The organism is Zobellella aerophila (assembly GCF_039539325.1).
GTDB classification, from domain to species: Bacteria; Pseudomonadota; Gammaproteobacteria; order Enterobacterales; family Aeromonadaceae; genus Oceanimonas; species Oceanimonas aerophila.
Genome location: NZ_BAABCX010000002.1, coordinates 208,785 through 226,457, shown reverse-complemented (window position 1 = coordinate 226,457; position 17,673 = coordinate 208,785). Strand labels below are relative to the sequence as shown.

At 57.6% G+C, this 17,673-nt stretch carries 15 protein-coding genes; 14 read left to right on the top strand and 1 reads right to left on the bottom strand.

What is annotated here, in order from left to right; genetic code table 11:
- Positions 1-42 precede the first annotated feature (42 nt).
- The 7 genes from maiA (at position 43) to ABD806_RS08625 (ending at position 6,763) form a co-directional block, all read left to right on the top strand.
- Positions 43-684: a maleylacetoacetate isomerase gene (gene maiA, locus ABD806_RS08655; RefSeq protein ID WP_344956936.1), complete on the top strand. Its 642-nt coding sequence runs from the start codon at positions 43-45 to the stop codon at positions 682-684.
- Positions 685-727: 43 nt separating this feature from the next.
- A complete protein-coding gene (locus ABD806_RS08650) occupies positions 728-1,927 on the top strand; it encodes a 3-hydroxybenzoate 6-monooxygenase (RefSeq protein ID WP_344956934.1) in 1,200 nt (399 codons plus the stop codon).
- Between the two features lie 99 nt (positions 1,928-2,026).
- Entirely contained in the window at positions 2,027-3,058 is a 1,032-nt protein-coding gene (locus tag ABD806_RS08645) for a cupin domain-containing protein (RefSeq protein ID WP_344956932.1), read from the top strand.
- Positions 3,059-3,082: 24 nt separating this feature from the next.
- Positions 3,083-3,784 carry a fumarylacetoacetate hydrolase family protein gene (locus ABD806_RS08640; RefSeq protein ID WP_344956930.1) on the top strand — a complete coding sequence of 234 codons (702 nt, stop codon included), beginning with the start codon at positions 3,083-3,085 and terminating at the stop codon, positions 3,782-3,784.
- A 186-nt stretch (positions 3,785-3,970) separates the two neighbouring features.
- Positions 3,971-4,945, top strand: a complete 975-nt coding sequence (locus ABD806_RS08635) for a TRAP transporter substrate-binding protein (RefSeq protein ID WP_344956928.1) — start codon at positions 3,971-3,973, stop codon at positions 4,943-4,945.
- A 46-nt stretch (positions 4,946-4,991) separates the two neighbouring features.
- The gene (locus tag ABD806_RS08630) at positions 4,992-5,492 is read left to right on the top strand and encodes a TRAP transporter small permease (RefSeq protein ID WP_344956926.1); all 501 of its coding nucleotides are present in this window, start codon (positions 4,992-4,994) and stop codon (positions 5,490-5,492) included.
- On the top strand, positions 5,453-6,763 hold the full coding sequence (locus tag ABD806_RS08625; RefSeq protein ID WP_344956924.1) for a TRAP transporter large permease: 1,311 nt from the start codon (positions 5,453-5,455) through the stop codon (positions 6,761-6,763). The genes ABD806_RS08630 and ABD806_RS08625 overlap by 40 nt, the downstream gene beginning before the upstream one ends.
- A 528-nt stretch (positions 6,764-7,291) precedes the next feature.
- Here ABD806_RS08625 and cuyB read toward each other — a convergent pair.
- Positions 7,292-8,002, bottom strand: coding sequence for a cysteate racemase (gene cuyB / locus ABD806_RS08620; RefSeq protein WP_344956922.1), 711 nt, complete (start codon positions 8,000-8,002; stop codon positions 7,292-7,294).
- Between the two features lie 277 nt (positions 8,003-8,279).
- Here cuyB and ABD806_RS08615 point away from each other — a divergent pair, with 277 nt between their 5' ends.
- The 7 genes from ABD806_RS08615 (at position 8,280) to ABD806_RS08585 (ending at position 17,671) form a co-directional block, all read left to right on the top strand.
- Positions 8,280-9,197 carry a LysR substrate-binding domain-containing protein gene (locus ABD806_RS08615; RefSeq protein WP_344956920.1) on the top strand — a complete coding sequence of 306 codons (918 nt, stop codon included), beginning with the start codon at positions 8,280-8,282 and terminating at the stop codon, positions 9,195-9,197.
- A complete protein-coding gene (locus ABD806_RS08610; protein ID WP_344956918.1) occupies positions 9,194-10,891 on the top strand; it encodes a transporter substrate-binding domain-containing protein in 1,698 nt (565 codons plus the stop codon). The genes ABD806_RS08615 and ABD806_RS08610 overlap by 4 nt, the downstream gene beginning before the upstream one ends.
- Positions 10,888-12,312 carry a sigma-54-dependent transcriptional regulator gene (locus tag ABD806_RS08605; protein ID WP_344956916.1) on the top strand — a complete coding sequence of 475 codons (1,425 nt, stop codon included), beginning with the start codon at positions 10,888-10,890 and terminating at the stop codon, positions 12,310-12,312. Before ABD806_RS08610 ends, ABD806_RS08605 begins: the two co-directional genes overlap by 4 nt.
- Before the next feature lie 311 nt (positions 12,313-12,623).
- Complete coding sequence (locus ABD806_RS08600; protein WP_344956914.1) at positions 12,624-13,901, top strand: dicarboxylate/amino acid:cation symporter; 1,278 nt, start codon at positions 12,624-12,626, stop codon at positions 13,899-13,901.
- Between the two features lie 387 nt (positions 13,902-14,288).
- A complete protein-coding gene (gene fdhA, locus ABD806_RS08595) occupies positions 14,289-15,488 on the top strand; it encodes a formaldehyde dehydrogenase, glutathione-independent (RefSeq protein ID WP_425583090.1) in 1,200 nt (399 codons plus the stop codon).
- 156 nt (positions 15,489-15,644) lie between these two features.
- Complete coding sequence (locus ABD806_RS08590; RefSeq protein WP_344956912.1) at positions 15,645-16,136, top strand: NAD(P)H-dependent oxidoreductase subunit E; 492 nt, start codon at positions 15,645-15,647, stop codon at positions 16,134-16,136.
- Complete coding sequence (locus ABD806_RS08585) at positions 16,136-17,671, top strand: formate dehydrogenase beta subunit (protein ID WP_344956910.1); 1,536 nt, start codon at positions 16,136-16,138, stop codon at positions 17,669-17,671. The genes ABD806_RS08590 and ABD806_RS08585 overlap by 1 nt, the downstream gene beginning before the upstream one ends.
- Positions 17,672-17,673 lie beyond the last annotated feature (2 nt).

Genomic DNA, 17,673 nt, shown 5'->3' with positions numbered 1-17,673 from the left:
GCGCCACAGGTTCGCCGTTATCTCATCTACAGGGTGGACTCTATGCAGCTTTACAGTTTTTTTAACAGTTCAACTTCTTACCGGGTGCGTATCGCGCTCGCCCTGAAGGGGCTGGATTACACTTATCAAGGGATCAACATCCGGGTGGGTGAGCAGCGCTCGGCCGATTACCAGGCGTTGAATCCCTCCCAGGGAGTCCCCTTGCTGGTGGCTGATAATGGCACTGCCATCAGCCAGTCCCTGGCGATTATTGCCTATCTGGACGATGTTTATCCCGGACCCAAACTTATCCCTGAAGAGCTGTTGGCCAAGACGAGGGTGCTTGAGCTGGCCAATGCCATCGCCTGCGACATGCACCCGGTGAACAACCTGCGGATACTGGGTTATCTGAAAAATGAATTAGGGATAGACGAACAACAAAAAACGACCTGGTACAACCACTGGATCTCCGAAGGGTTTGCCGCGGTCGAGGCCTTGCTCAGCCGCCACGGCCACGGCCAGTATTGCTTCGGCGATGCACCGACCCTGGCGGATTGCTGCCTGGTGCCTCAGGTCGCCAATGCCCAGCGCATGGGCTGTGATCTGAGCCCTTATCCGAAGGTGATGGCGGTGTATCGATACTGCCAGCAGCAGCCGGCCTTCCGGCAGGCCGCGCCCGGCGAGCAGCCTGACTTTATTGGCTAAGCCTTGATGCCGCAGTCATAACCTTAATTCATGGAGAACCATTATGGATGAACAATACGCGCAACAGACAGTCATCGTGGTGGGTGGCGGTATCGGTGGCCTGGCCGCGGCACTCGCCTTGGTACGCCAGGGGTTCCAGGTGCTGGTGCTCGAACAGGCGCCGGAGATCGGCGAAATTGGTGCCGGCATCCAGCTTGGCCCCAACGCCTTCCATGCCTTCGACGCCCTGGGCATAGGCGACAAGGCCCGTAGTCGCTCCGTATTTACCGACTACATGGTGATGCATGACGCCGTTGACGGCGCCCAGATCGGTAAAATCCTCACCGGTGAGAACTTCCGCAAACGCTTCGGCAACCCCTACGCGGTGATCCACCGGGCGGATGTGCACCTGTCGCTGCTCGAAGGCGCACAGGAAACCGGCCGGGTCGAATTCAAGACAGATACCCGTATTCAGCGTGTCGAACAGGACGAAAACGGCGTCAGCGTGTATGACCAGCACGGCAACCTTTATCGGGGCGTGGCGCTGATTGGGGCCGACGGTGTGAAATCCGTGGTGCGCGACACCTATGTCAAGGACCCGGCCAAGGTCACGGGCCATGTGGTCTACCGGGCCGTGGTTGAGAAAGAAGACTTCCCCGAAGCGCTGCGCTGGAACGCTGCCAGCCTGTGGGCCGGTCCCAATTGTCACCTGGTGCACTATCCGCTGCGCGGTGGTGAGCAATACAACGTGGTGGTGACCTTCCACAGCCGCGAACAGGAAGAATGGGGAGTGACCGAAGGCAGCAAGGAAGAAGTCGAAAGCTATTTCCAGGGCATCTGTCCTATGGCGCGCCAGCTGATCGAGCTGCCCAAGAGCTGGAAGCGCTGGGCCACCGCCGATCGCGATCCGGTTGCCCAGTGGAGCTTTGGTCGCGTCACCCTGCTGGGCGATGCGGCGCATCCCACCACCCAGTACATGGCACAAGGTGCCTGTATGGCGCTGGAGGATGCGGTCACCCTGGGCGAAGCCCTGCGGGTGAACCACAACGATTGGGACAAGGCGCTGGATCTGTACCAACAGTCGCGCATTGCCCGTACCGGCCGCATTGTGCTGTCCAGCCGTGAAATGGGCCGGCTGTACCACGCCAAGGGGGTTGAGCGTCTGATCCGTAACGAGTTGTGGAAAGGCCGCAGCCAAGAACGCTTCTACGATGCGATCGAATGGCTGTACGGCTGGAACGTGGAAAACTGTTTGAAAGAGTGAGACAGCAAGTAAGCCGCTGAGCGAGACAGTTGGCCCGGTGGCCGCACCCGGCTAGCGGGACTGGGCGCCGCAAGCGCCGTCAAGATGAGGATAATGAAGATGCAACAACTCGGAACACTTGAAGATCTGCCAGAAAGCTATCGCAATGAGCTGACCGAACAGAATCTGGTTCCGCTGTGGCCCAACATGCGCGCGGTTCTGCCGCCCAAGGTGCCCAGCAGAAAAACCCGTACCCTGTGCTGGGACTACAGCAGGGTGCGTCCGCTGCTGCTGCAGGCCGGTGAACTGACACCGATGGAAAAAGCCGAGCGCCGGGTGCTGGTGCTGGCCAATCCGGGTCATGGCCTGAACAACATGCAGGCCACCCCCAGCATCTATATGGGGCTGCAGCTGATCTTGCCGGGGGAAACCGCGCCCAACCACAGGCACACCCCCAATGCGGTTCGCATCATCATCGAAGGCGAGGGGGCCTATACCACGGTCAACGGCGAACCTTGCAAGATGGAACGCGGTGATCTGATCCTGACCCCGTCGGGTAAATGGCACGAGCACCAGCACGAGGGCCAGGGGCCCATCGTCTGGTTGGATGTTCTTGATTTACCCCTGATTTATCAGCTGGAAGGTTCCTGGGCGATGGAAGGCAAGCCGCAGGAAAAAATCCTGTCGCGGGATAAGTCTTTTGCCGATTACAGCGCGGCCGGCGTGGTGCCCAGCATCAACTTCCGGCGTGGCGAAACCGACTCGCCCATGCTGCGTTATCCCTGGGGCAAAACCCGTTCCTGCCTGGTCGAGATGGCCGAGCATTACCAAGAGGGTCTGCTGCAAGTCAGCTATGTCAACCCGGAAACCGGCGCCAGCCTGTTCCCCAGCATTGGCTTCGGTGCACTGATGTTAAGGCCGGGCGAAACCATTGCCCTGCCCAAGCGCACCACTGCCTGTGTATTCCATGTGGTGGAAGGCCATGGTGAGCTTTCCGTCGATGGGAGCTCAGTGGTGGCCTGGAATGAAAAGGACACGCTGTCGGCCCCTGGCTATAGCGATATCGTCCTGCGAAACCGCTCGGCCGATAAGCCTGTATTTATGATCATCGCCGACGAAGCACCCCTGCATCGTTACTTGGGCATTTTTTAACTACTGGATAGTGAGACTGAAGTTATGTCAAATAAACTGTTATTCCCGGCTAAAGAGCAAACCGTGGCCGTGGTTGCCGGCACAGAGGCACTGTTTCCGGTACATCGTATTTTCTGTGTCGGCCGTAATTATCATGCGCACGCCGCCGAAATGGGCGTGAGTGTCGATAAGTCCAAGAATGAGCCTTTTTATTTTACCAAGCACCCGAGCAGCCTGATCCCCAGTGGCAGCGAAATTGCTTATCCGCTGCAAACCGCCAACTACCATTACGAGATGGAGCTGGTGGTAGCCATCGGTAAAGAGGGCTTCGAGGTGAGTGAAAGCGATGCCAACGATATTATCTTCGGCTATGCCAGCGGACTGGATATGACCCGTCGCGACCTGCAGCTGACAGCACGTGAAACCGGCCGTCCCTGGGATCTGGGTAAAGATTTCGAGGAGTCTGCCGTGGTATCTGCGATTGTGCCGAAAGAAGTGACCGGTGCCGTTGAAGCCGGCAATATCGAACTGGCGGTCAATGGTGCGGTGAAACAGAAGTCCGACCTGACCAAGCTGATCTGGAATGTGCCGGAAATCATTGCGCACCTCTCCAAGTTCTACCACCTGCAGCCGGGTGACTTGATCTTTACCGGTACCCCGGAGGGAGTCGGCGCCGTGGTGGTCGGTGACCAGATCACCGGTACCGTCGAAGGCGTGGGTGATGTGTCACTCATTATCAAAAAATAACGTTAACCCTGGCTGATAAACCCCGAGGCCGAGGGAAACGGCTCGGCCTCGGTTTTTATCATAGGTTGCTGGTGTACGTGAACGCAGAACAAGTGGATGGTTTTTCACTCGAGCTAATGGTCATGATAAGTGCTAGTAAGATGCTTTTTGACTAAAAGTTCGATATTAAATGGAGTTTAACTCGTCATGATGATTGTAAAAAAGTTATTTACCGGTAGCGTGATGGGGGCCGCCTTGGGCTTCAGTTTGTCAGTGAGTGCCGACACCCTCAGGCTTGGCCATGTTACCCCCCCAAGCCATATCTGGCACCAGGTTGCGGAACGCTTTAACGACAATCTGAAAGAAGAATCTGCAGGTAAGCATACGATTAAGATCTACCCCTTGTCCAAGCTGGGGGGGGATGACCAAATGATCAACATGCTCCAATCCGGTGGTATTCAACTCGCGGTACTTACCGCGGGAAGCCTGTCCAACCGGGCTGAACCCATGAATGCCTGGTTTCTTCCTTATATTTTCAAAGATGTAACGGATGCAGCCGATGCGACCAGCCACCCGGCAGCCCAACAGATGCTGGAAGACTTAAGAGAGCATAAGCTGGTCGGTCTGGGTTACACCTTTGCCGGTATGCGTCACATTCTTTCGACCAAACCGGTGACCACTACCGATGACTTTGAAAATAAAAAAATAAGATCTTTTCCTAACCAGTTGTTTAATGACTGGTGGAATCAGCTCGGCGCTGCTCCTACCGCTTTGGCGATCAGCGATGTTTCTTCAGCATTGACAACAAACCTGTTGGACGCGGTTGACGTAGACCTTGATATTGTCGTTGGTTTAAAAATGTACCAGCAAGCACCTTACTTGACATTGACCAACCATATGGCATTCCCCGGCGTCGTGGTTGCCTCAGAGAAATGGTGGAACTCCCTTTCCGATGAGTACAAGGACATGGTATTGAAGTCATTTAAAGAAGCTGAGCAATGGGGTTTCGAGAAGCAGGCCGAGGCAGAGGTGGCTAATCTGGCGTTGCTCAAGAAGGAAGGCGTTACCGTTAGCGAGTTTAATCGTAAACAGTTGCATGATGCGACGGCAGTTGTGATTGAAAAGTACACGAACGTCAATGAGCTGACTAAGGATTTTTATCTGCAACAAACTCAAAACTAAGTTATTTAGTTAGGTAGGGCCGCAGGCCCTACTAATCGAGGTTATTATGTTAAAGATTATAAATGAAATAGATGGGCTGATTGGAAAGCTAGAGTATGGGCTCTTGATCCTGCTGGTGTCATGCCTAACTGTTATTTTATCGGCTCAGGTTGTGCTCAGATCATTTTTCAGCAGCCCGATTTTCTGGGCGGAAGAAGTCGCCGTGCAGATATTGATCTCTGCCACCTTTATCGGCGTCAGTTATCTGCTTTATTCCGGCAAGCTGGTGCGGGTGGATTTCATCCTTACGGTATTGAAGGCACCTTATGCGGTATGGCTGGATAAGATATTGGAACTTGTGGCGCTGGTGGTGCTGGCCGTGTTGTGTTATTACGCTACCGAGTGGATTCTGCGCCCGGAGATTAAAGTGGATGTCTCCCCCACCACGCAACTGCCAAGATGGTATAATTATGCGGTTTTGGTTGTCTCATTTTATTTCATGTCCTGGCACCAGTTTGTGAAAGTAATATGTCCGACGAAGATTGCTCAAGGCGAGGCGCCATTATGATTACCACCCTTTCCTTTTTTGTCGCCTTGCTGATAGGTCTGCCTATTTTCATTACATTACTACTGGGGACCCTTGTGTTTTTAATGCAAGCAGATCTCGCGGTATTAATGAGTGACTTGACAATACAGCTTTATGGTTCGCTTAACCAGAATGGTCTGCTGGCGATTCCTTTGTTCATGCTGGTCGGTGAGCTGATGAATAAAGGCGGATTGACCTCCCGTCTGATGAATGCCGCCGATGTGTTCGTCGGCGGTTTTAAAGGTGGCCTGGCTTATGTGAATCTGCTGACCAATGCCATGGCGGCCTCTATTCTTGGTTCGGCTACCGCCCAAATCTCGGTCATGAGTCGTTTGATGGTACCGACCATGGTGGAGAAGGGCTACAAAAAAGAGTTCTCTTCCGCCGTGACCATGGCCGGTGGTTTACTCGGGCCCATTATTCCTCCCTCCATGCTGATGATTATCTATGGCGTGGTGGCTTATCAGCCGATCTCTGCCCTGTTTATTGCCGGAATACTGCCGGGAATATTGATAGTGGTGGGTTTTGCTGTGGTTATTTTCATTACCGGCATAGTGTCGGGCTTGCCTTCCGGTGAACACCTTAAACACAGAAATGTTCGTCAGGAACTGATCAGCGGTTTATTGCCAGGTGCCATCCCCCTGGTGGTGATCATCTGTATTATCGCCGGCGTGATGACGCCGACCGAAGCGGGTGCCATTGCGTCGATCATGGCGTTCATCATGGGCTTTTTCGTTTACAGAACCATCAGTATCAAAGATTTACCGGGCATCTTCGGTGCCGTTGGCATCAATACCGCCACCATCACCGGGCTGATCGCCACCGCCTCCGTGTTTGGCTGGGCGCTGTCTTTTGAAGGTGTTCCCGATATGCTGGTTGAGTGGATCAGCGGCATCACCACATCCCCGTTACTGTTCCTGATGCTGGTTTATGTGCTGGTGATCTTGCTGGGCATGTTCCTGGAGAGTATCAGCGTGATGATAGTGATAGTGCCCATCATCTTGCCTGCCGCGCTCTCTTTTGGCATAGACCCCATCCACTTTGGGGTTATCATCAGCCTGGCCACCCTGGTGGGTCTGGTTACCCCGCCGGTGGGGCCTGGGCTCTATATTGCGATGACCTCCGCAAACCTGCCGATGGGTTCTCTGTTCAAGGCGATGATACCGTTTTTGCTGGCCATGTTTATCTGCATGCTGATTATCGCCGTCTTCCCATCCATTTCCTTATGGCTGCCCGGCATGATGGGTAAGTAGCGCATACCTTATACGCGATAAAAACACATATAACTATAAAATAGAGATACTAAAAATAACCATTGATTTATATGCGCACCCCGGTGCGCATTTTTTATCTGGTATCGCCCATGTTCGCCGAGACTAAAGAACTGTTCCGAATAATAGATCACTCTCGGCAGCGACCAGGTGCCGCTAAGCAGAGCAGTTCCCCTTATCCTCCCTGATGCAACGGAGTTGCCTGTTGGCGTAGTCGACAGACAACTCGGTGCTCGAGAAGAGACAACAGAGATCGACTACCATGACCGTGAAATGCCATGGACGGCATTTCACGAGCTCTCAGTGATGAGTTTCTGGCGTGTCTCGGGAGGCGGCTGTGTTGCCTCTGAGTTCAGGTTTAAAAAGATGATCAGATTTTTATTCAAATTGGTATTACTTAGCATGTGTCGCTATACCCTGGAGGATCTGACGCCATGGGAGTATTTGGCGAAACACCAACGGGTGGAAAACTCTAATCTGCGGTGTAACTAAAATAGGGATGTTTACACCCTAAGCCGCCACCGGCATCTGCCGGGTGCCGTGCCAGCGAATGCAGGCGGCCGCCAGTGCCTTGGTGGCATCCATGCCCAGGCGAGCGTGAGGCGAGCCAATGTGAGCGAGCGCGAAGGGGATCTCGGTACAGCCGAGAATGACCCGCTCCACTCCCTGCTGCAGCATTTCGCCCATGCAGGCGTCCAGCACTCGGCCCCCCTGTTCGACGGCGCCGGACTTGACCAGATAGATGCCCTCCATCACCCGCTTCTGCAGTGCTGTATCGGGCGTTTTAAGGCTGATGCCGAATTCCGCCAGGTGCCGGGGGTAAAAGCCGGCCTTCAAGGTGCCGTCCGTGGCCAGCAGCCCCACCGAGGTTATCCTGTCCCGTGCCAGCGCCTCGGCGCAGGCCTGGGCGATATGCAATATGGGCACACTGCTCGCCCGAGCCAGTGGTTCGTACCAGTAGTGGGCCGTGTTACAGGGAATGGCGATACAGCCGGCCCCGCCATTGATCAGGGTATTCAGCCCCTGCAGCAGTGCGTTGAGGGGGGATTCCTGGTTGTCCAGCAGGCAGGCGGTGCGGTCGGGGATCTGGGGGACGGAATGGACCAGCAGCGGCAGGTGTTCCTGATCCCGCGTGGCCGGGGTCTGGCTGATGATTTTGGTAATGAAATCGACGGTGGCCAGGGGACCCATACCGCCAAGTATTCCGATCAGGGAACTCATAATGGTTTCTCCATGCTGTTTGTCAGTAGCCTAAAGCAGCCGATGCCGGCAGCGACAATGCCGTCTGAGTACCCCCTATGCCCGATCTGCATAACCGGTGGGTAATTTTTTACATATCAACAGGATGAGGTTGTCATACGCCATCGTCATAACCGGTGCGGGGTCGGCATGGGCCGATATTGGCCTGAGGAATGGGTCGTGCGGATGATATAATGCGGCGGGTGCCGGTCATCAGGTGACCGCAAGCAGATCCATTATCGAGCCGAGGGGTGGGAGCATGAATATAGAAACAAAATGGCTGGAGGACTTTCTCTCCCTGGCCCATACCCAGAGCTTCTCCCGTTCCGCACAGGAACGACACATGACCCAACCCGCATTCAGCCGGCGGATCAAGGCGCTGGAAGCCGCACTGGGTTGTGAGCTGGTGGACAGGACCAGCACGCCCGTGCAGCTGACCGATGAAGGACGGCTGTTCCGGATCACCGCGCGGAACCTGGTGTCCCAGCTGGCCGACAGCATAGGTCACCTGCGGTCGATGAAACAACGCGGCGGCCGCACCATCGATTTTGCCGTGTCCCATACCCTGTCCCTGTCTCTGTTTCCCGCCTTCCTGCAGTCTTTTCGACAGGAGCTTGACGGGGTCAGTACCCGACAGCTGGTGGCCAACGTGGATGACAGCGTACAGGCACTGAAAAACGGTATCTGTGATTTCCTGCTGGCCTTCGAGGATCAGACCCTGGTGTCGGAACATTTTCACAAGTTCGAGCTGCAGACAGTGCAGCTGGTGCCTGTGTGCCGGGGTGATGAAGAGGGGAAGGCGATTTTCAACCTGGATGCGTCCGAGCCGGTGACCTTGCCTTACCTGGGCTACCCCGGGGAAATTTTCCTGGGTCGCTGCGTGGCGCGGTTGTTGCGCAATCGGCCGCGAACGGTGAGGTTGCAGCAGGCATTCGAATCCCCCCTGGCCGACAGCCTGAAGGTCATGGCCATGCAGGGCATGGGCATCGCCTGGGTACCGAGTTTCGCCATTCGGGAAGAGTTGCGGCAGGGATTTCTGGTGGTGTGCGGCGGGAGCAGCTGGCAGCTTTCCCTCAATGTCTGCCTCTATCGCTGCAGCCGGCCCTTGTCCGATGCAGCCGAAGACTTCTGGCGCCTGTGCGAGCACAGCTATGGCCAGCCGGAGCCCAGGGGATGAGCATGTTCGTGCGCCCCGGGCTGTATCTGTTGCAAGCCGCCCTGTGGTGGCTGCTTACCTTAAGCGGAGCGACGGCCGCGGACTACCGGGATGACAACCCTATACGGGTGGGCGGCGATCAGAGCTATCCGCCCTATGAATTCCTTAACCAGGATGGAGAACCGGACGGATATAATGTTGAACTGACCCGGGCCATCGCGGAAGTGATGGGCATGAAGGTCGACATCCGTCTGGGGGACTGGGATGCCATGCGCAAAGGCCTGGAGACGGGCGAGCTGGATGCGCTGCAGGGCATGGTGTTTTCCAGCGAGCGGACGGCCGAGTATGATTTTTCTCCTTCCCACGCCCTCGTGCACCAGTCGATCTTTGCCCGCAAAGGCGAGGGCAGGGCGACCGAACTCGCCGAGTTACGGGGCAAGGAGGTCATAGTGCAACGGGGCGGCATCATGCACGACCATCTGTTGCAGAATAACGTGGGTGCGCGTTTGATCCTGGTCGATACCCATGCCACCGGATTGCGTTTGCTGGCCGCGGGTAGGCACGACTATGCCCTGGTCGCCAATCTGCCGGGGCTGTATCTGGGCCGTGAGCTGGAACTTTCTAACATAGTGCCGGTGGGGCAGCCTTTCAGCCCGCAGCGCTATGGCTATGCGGTGAGCAAGGGTAACGAAGCCTTGCTGGCGCGCTTCAGCGAGGGGCTGGCTATCCTCAAGAATACCGGGCGTCACCAGGAAATATATGACAAGTGGCTGGGCCCCCTGGAGCAGAGTGGCTGGCCCTGGAAGAAGATCGGCCTGGCAGCCGCCCTGATGTCGGCCGTGTTGCTGGTGGTGCTGGGAGGCATCATGGTCTGGAACCGGATGCTGGCCCGGGAGGTGGCCCGGCGAACCCGGGAGCTGCACCTGCAGCATCAGCAACTGATCCAGGCCGACAAGATGTCTTCCCTGGGGATCCTCGTTTCCGGTGTGGCCCACGAGATCAACAACCCCAGCAGCCTGTTGCTGTTGAATTTGCCGGTGCTGAAGGAAGCCTACCAGGATATGGAGGAGCTGCTGGAAGCCCAATACCAGCAGCAGGGCGACTTCTATCTGGCCGGGCTGGCATACAGCCGCATGCGCGAGGAACTCCCCGCCATGTTGGATGATATGCTGACCAGCGCCGGCAGGATCCGGCGCATCGTCGATGACCTGCGGGATTTTGCCCGCCAGAATCCTGCCGAACTCGCCGAAATGGTTGATCTCAACCAGGTGGTCGCGACCGTCATCCGGCTGGTTGACAGCTGCATCCGCAAATCCAGTGACCATGTCGAGGTGGCCTATGCGGAGGCGCTGCCCCGTTTCAAGGGCAACGCCCAGCGGATCGAGCAGGTGGTGATCAACCTGATCGTCAATGCCTGTCAGGCACTGACATCCCCGGAGCAAGGCATTTCGATCAAGACCGGTTATCATGCCCGCAGCGAAGAGCTGTGCCTCGAAATCACCGACCAGGGCTGCGGCATAGAACCACACAACCTGTCCCGCCTGAAAGACCCTTTCTTCACCACCAAGCGAGAGCAGGGCGGGATAGGGCTGGGCCTTTCCGTGTCTGCCAGCATAGTGCAGGAGCATGGCGGCCGGCTGATCTATGACTCGGAGCCGGGCAGGGGAACCCGCGTCACCCTGTTTCTCCCCGTACTCAAAGGAGCCCCGTCGTGAACAAGAGTAACCCTTATCCCAGCTTCGGTGTCTTGCTGGTGGATGATGAGGCCCCTTTCCTGCGCAGCCTCAGCATCGCCCTGGAGCGGCTGGGCGGCATCAACCACATCTACCGTTGCGAAGACAGCCGGGAGGTCATGGGCGTGATTGCCCGGGAGCCCATCGGTCTGGTGCTGCTGGATCTGACCATGCCTCATCTGTCGGGTGAGACCCTGTTGCGGCAGATAGTGGAAGAATACCCCGAGATCGGCGTTATCGTCGTCAGCGGCCTGAATCAGCTGGAGACGGCGGTGAACTGTATCCGTCTCGGTGCCTATGATTATTTCGTCAAAACCACGGAAGAAGACCGCTTGATCGGCGGCATCCGCCGCGCGATTGAGAGCCAGGAAATACGCCTGGAAAACCAGGAAATGCGCAAACGGTTTCTCACCGATACCCTGGAACGACCCGAGGTGTTTGCCGGCATCGTTACCCGGGACAAGGGCATGCGTTCGGTGTTCCAGTATCTGGAGGCGGTATCGGCCAGCAGCCAGCCGGTATTGATCTGCGGTGAAAGCGGGGTGGGCAAGGAGCTGATCGCTCATGCCATTCATACCCTGAGCAACCGTAACGGCCCCGTGGTCTGTGTCAATGTGGCCGGGCTCGACGATAACGTCTTTGCCGACACCCTGTTCGGTCATCATCGGGGGGCCTTCACCGGTGCCGATCGGACTCGTGCCGGCATGATTGAGCAGGCCGCGGGCGGTACCCTGTTTCTGGACGAGATCGGGGATCTGAGCCTGGCTTCCCAGGTCAAGCTGTTGCGGCTGCTGCAGGAAGGGGAGTATTACCCCCTGGGCAGCGACAGGCCCAAGCGCATCCGTGCCAGGGTGGTGGTTGCGACGCATCAGGATCTGGCCCGCAAGCAGCAGGCCGGTGAGTTCCGCAAGGATCTCTACTACCGGCTACGGACCCATCAGGTGGAAATTCCGCCGCTGCGCAACCGCAAGGGCGATATCCCCCTGCTGCTGGAACACTTCCTTGCCGAGGCGGCGGCGGAGCTGGGCAAGACGGTACCCACCGTGCCCAAGGAGCTGGCGGTGCTGCTGGCCAACCATGCCTTTCCCGGCAATGTGCGGGAGCTGCGCGCCCTGGCGTTCGATGCCATGAGCCAGCATAAATCGCGGATGCTGTCGATGGAGGTGTTCCGGCGGGCCCTGGGGCAAAATGAGACGCTGTTGGCGCCGGAAGGAGAGGCCGAGCCCGCGCCATTCGGCCATATGCAGACACTGCCCAAGCTGAATGAAGTCGGCGATCTGCTGGTGGCCGAGGCCATACGCCGGGCGCAGGGAAATCAATCGCTCGCCGCCCGGCTGCTGGGCGTTTCCCAGCCGGCGCTGAGCAAGAGGCTGAAGAAAGCCGGTTCCGAGGACGCCGGATAAACCCCTATAACCCGGGTTAAGGTTATAACCCGGGTAAAATCGCCTATAAGCTTGATTAGCAAAGAGTTGTTTGCTTTTTTGTGCTCCGCCCCTAACTTTGGTTATACCCCTTCTGTCAAGCCATGCCTGCCTGTTAAAAAATAAAAATCATATAAAAACAATTACTTACTTTGTTTTTAGGATTTGGCACATTGTTTGCTTTTGTTGGGTGAGGAGTTGGCGATTGACCGCCAGATACCGATGGGCCGGACCGCTGCATTGCGCGGTATCGTCCGGCAGCAAGCCACGACATCAGTAACAAGGAATAGGCGATGGAACAAACAATATTAGAGAAAGGCAGCACCGGCTTTTGGAGCGGACTCGCGCTATGGAAAAAAATTCTGGTGGGTATGATCCTGGGGATCATCGCCGGGGGGGTCATGGGCCCGGATGCCGAGCTGTTCAAGCCGATCGGCACCCTCTTTGTCAATGCGATCAAGATGCTGATCGTGCCGCTGGTATTCTGCTCCCTGGTGGTGGGGGTCACATCCATGCAGGATACCCGCAAGATGGGGCGTATCGGCCTCAAGTCGGTAGTGCTCTATCTGGGTACGACGGCGGTGGCCATCAGCATCGGCCTGGGGCTGGCGCTGCTGTTCGCTCCGGGGGATGGCATGAATATGACCATCACCGAGCAGGCGGCGGCGAACGAAGCGCCTTCCATGATGGACACCCTGCTGGCATTGATCCCGCAAAATCCCATCGGTGCCATGGCCGCAGGCAACATACTGCAGATCATCGTCTTTGCCCTGGGGCTGGGCATTGCCCTAACCCTGTGCGGTGAAAAGGCGGAGCCGGCGGTCCGGCTGTTTGAAAGCCTGTCCGAAGGCATGTACAAGCTGACCGAACTGATCATGAAGCTGGCCCCCTACGGTGTCTTCGGCCTGATGGCCTGGGTGGCCGGCAAATATGGCCTGGAGGTACTGCTGCCGCTGATCAAGGTGATTGCCCTGGTCTATGTGGGCTCCCTGATCCATGTGCTGGTGTTCTACACCGGTCTGATCAGCGTGCTGGGTCGCCTCAACCCCGTCCGCTACCTGAAGGGGCTGATCAACCCGGCTGCCGTGGCCTATACCACCACCAGCAGCTCCGGCACCCTGCCGGCCACCATCAAGGCCGCCCGCGAAGAAATGGGCGTATCCCGGGGCATTTCCAGTTTCGTGCTGCCGCTGGGCGCGACCATCAACATGGACGGCACCGCCCTCTATCAGGGGATCTGTGCCGTGTTCGTGGCCCAGGCCTTCGGCATTGATCTGGGCGCCTCCGACTATATCCTGATCATCATGACCGCCACCCTGGGCTCGATTGGTACTGCCGGTGTGCCCGGTGCCGGCCTGATCATGCTGTCGCTGGTACTGACCACCGTTGGTCTGCCGCTGGAAGGCCTGGCGATTGTCGCCGGTATCGACCGTATCCTGGATATGGCCCGTACCAGCGTCAATGTGTGTGGTGACCTGATGGTGTCGGTACTGATCGGCAAGAGTGAAAACGAGCTGGACGAATCTGTCTATAACCGCGCCGGTCACGCGAGCGACGTCGCCAAAGGGTAACAGGCGTCGAATGCAGCGCAGGACGGGGCAACCGCCCCCTCCTGCCACCCACTCGGGTCTTGATTAACCATCGGATCCAACCAGCATCCCGCCGTGTTGCCATACCCACGGCGACCCTGTCGGAATCCTTATGCCGGCCGCCGTGCCATCCCTGCTGCAACCCACTCGACGGGCATTTTTTTCCTTCTTTCCCCGATTCTATTCCCCCCGCGTTAACCCATGTCTTGTTTTGACATGTCGGTGTCTTAATCAGCAATGTTGCCAAAGGGTATCGGCTGTTTACTGTCGGTTACCTTGACAGGGGCTTTGATGCTGCCGCCTGTCGCGGTTTGTGACGTCCCGGTCAGATGCCGGCGTTGACTCCCGTTAGCAAAAAGGATGTTCATTATGTGCGCAATTCACGGAAACAGAGGTGTTGTCTATACCGGTCCGGGCAAGGTCGAGGTGCAATCCATCGCCTTCCCTGAACTGTCCATAGGCAAACGCGCCTGTCATCATGGGGTGATCCTCAAGGTGGTGTCGACCAATATCTGCGGCAGTGACCAGCATATGGTCCGTGGACGGACCACCGCCGAGGCCGGCCTGGTTCTGGGCCATGAAATCACCGGACAGATCATCGAATGCGGCCGTGATGTCGAGTTTCTCAAGGTGGGCGACATTGTTTCCGTCCCCTTCAACATCGCCTGTGGCCGTTGCCGCAACTGCAAGGAAGGCAAGACCGGCATCTGTCTGAACGTCAACCCGGCCCGTCCCGGCGCCGCCTACGGTTATGTGGACATGGGCGGCTGGGTCGGCGGTCAGTCCGAGTATGTGATGGTGCCCTATGCGGACTTCAACCTGCTCAAGTTCCCCGATCCGAACCAGGCGATGGAGAAAATCCGTGACCTGACCCTGCTGTCAGACATCTTCCCCACCGGTTTCCACGGTTGCGTCACCGCCGGCGTGGGCCCCGGCTCCACCGTCTATATCGCCGGTGCCGGTCCGGTCGGCCTGGCCGCCGCCGCTTCGGCCCAGTTGCTGGGTGCGGCCTGCGTCATCGTCGGCGACATGATCCCGGACCGCCTGGCCCAGGCGCGCAGCTTCGGCTGCGAGACCATCGATCTGCGCGAAGAAGGTTCGATGGAAGACAAGATCGAACAGATCCTGGGTGAGCGTGAAGTCGATACCTTCGTCGACTGCGTCGGCTTCGAGGCTCATGGCTGCGGCTGTGATCATGGCAAGGAACAACCGGCTACCGTGCTGAACTCCGCCATGGCCCTGACCCGCGCCGGCGGCCAGATCGGTATTCCCGGCCTCTATGTCACCGAAGATCCGGGCGCCGTTGACGAGGCTGCCAAACATGGTGCCTTGAGCATGCGCTTCGGCCTGGGGTGGGCCAAGTCCCACTCCTTCCACACCGGCCAATGCCCGGTGATGAAGTATCACAGGCCCTTGATGCAGGCGATCCTGTTCGATAAGGTGAAGATTGCCGATGCCGTTAACGTACAGGTGATCAGCCTGGATCAGGCCGCCCAAGGCTATGCCGAGTTTGATGGTGGTGTCGCGAAGAAATTTGTTATCGACCCCCATGGTATGGTGCCGGCGTAAATAGCGATGCGGTAATGCCAATGCCTTCCACCATACGGTGGAAGGCATGTTTTGGTTGATGGTAATTTGTCCGGCCAGGAGCGGTCGGGCGGACAGAATAATTCATGGCGGTTTATACAGCTAAGCCGACATGACCGTTTTTATAAGGTTGATGCTATGGATGAGACTCAAGCAGGCGTTCTTAATACTATCGAAGACCTTGTCGGTTCGATAAAACATAAACCTGGCGCGCTGTTGCCCATCTTACATAGTATCCAGGACCATTTTGGCTATATCCCCGATCCCGCCATCGGGGTGATCGCCTCCCATTTACGTTGCACCGAGGCCGATGTGCACGGTGTGATCAGTTTCTACCATTATTTCCGAAGCCAAAAGCCGGGCCGGTATGTCATCGAAGTCTGCCGGGCCGAGGCCTGCCAGGCGCAGGGTGGCCGGGAGTTCGAGCAATATGTACGGGACAAGCTGAATATCGGTTTCGACCAGACCACCCCGAGCCAGGATATCAGCCTGAAGGCGGTCTATTGCCTGGGCAACTGTGCCACCGGCCCTTCCATCCGGGTGGGTGACGATATCAAGGGCCGCATGAATCCGGCTAAATTCGATCGTCTGGTGGATGAGCTGACCACCTTCAAACTGGAGCTGAAATAATGACCCTGCGTGTCTATGTTCCCTATGAGACCACGGCCCTGTCCCTGGGCGCCGAACAAGTGGCGACCCTGATCCGGCGCGAAGCCGAGCGGCGTGGTGTGGATATTGAAATCATCCGCAACGGTTCACGCGGCCTGTTCTGGCTGGAGCCGCTGGTCGAGGTGGAAACCGATGAAGGTCGCTATGGCTTCGGCCCGGTCGAGCTGGACGACGTCGCCTCCCTGTTCGACGCCGGCTTCGAGCGCGGTGCCGTCGAGCACCCGCTGGCCCTGGGCCTGACCGAACAGATCCCCTATCTGAAAAACCAGCAAAGGGTGACCTTTGCCCGCATCGGCATCACGGATCCGGTGTCGCTGGATGACTATCGCTCGCTGGACGGTTTCAAGGGCCTGGACAAGGCGGTGAGTCTGTCGGCCCAGGCGCTGGTCGACTGCGTCAAGGAATCCGGCCTGCGTGGCCGGGGCGGGGCGGCGTTTCCCACCGGTATTAAGTGGCAGACGGTGCTCGATGCCCAGGCTCCGCAGAAGTATATCGTCTGCAATGCCGATGAGGGCGACTCGGGCACCTTTGCCGACCGTATGGTGATGGAGTCGGATCCCTATATGCTGATCGAGGGCATGATCATCAGCGGCCTGGCGGTGGGCGCGACCCAGGGTTACATCTACCTGCGGGAGGAATACCCGCTGGCCCATGAATTATTGAACAAGGCCATCGAGCGGGCCTATGCCGCCGGCTACCTGGGCGACAATATCGCCGGCAGCGGCCGCCGCTTCGAGCTGGAGGTGCGGCTCGGCGCCGGCGCCTATATCTGCGGCGAAGAAACCTCGCTGCTGGAGAGCCTGGAAGGCAAGCGCGGCATGGTACGCGCCAAGCCGCCGCTGCCGGCGATCAATGGCCTGTTCGGTCAGCCGACCGTGGTCAACAACGTGCTCACCTTCGCCGCCATTCCCTCCATCCTCGGTGAGGGCGCCGAGTTTTATGCCAATTACGGCTATGAGCGCTCCAAGGGCACCCTGCCGTTCCAGCTGGCCGGCAACCTCAAACAGGGTGGCCTGGTGGAGCTGGCCTTCGGCCAGCGCCTGCGCGATTTGATTTATGAATTCGGCGGCGGTACCCGCAGCGGCCGGCCGGTGCGGGCGGTGCAGGTCGGCGGTCCGTTGGGGGCCTACCTGTCACCGGAGCAGTTTGATGTGCTGCTGGATTACGAGTCTTTCTCAAAAATCGGTGCAGTGCTCGGTCACGGCGGCGTGGTGGTGTTCGATGAAACCGTCAATATGGCCGAGCAGGCCCGCTTCTCGATGGAATTCTGTGTCGAGGAATCCTGCGGCAAGTGCACCCCGTGCCGGATAGGTTCGGTACGCGGCGTCGAGGTGATCGACAAGATCATCGCAGGCGATAACCGGGCCGCCAATATCGCGCTGCTGGAAGACTTGTGTGACACCATGATCCAGGGCTCCCTGTGCGCCATGGGCGGCATGACGCCGTTTCCGGTCAAGAGCGCGCTCCAGTATTTTCCCGAAGATTTCAACAGCTAAAG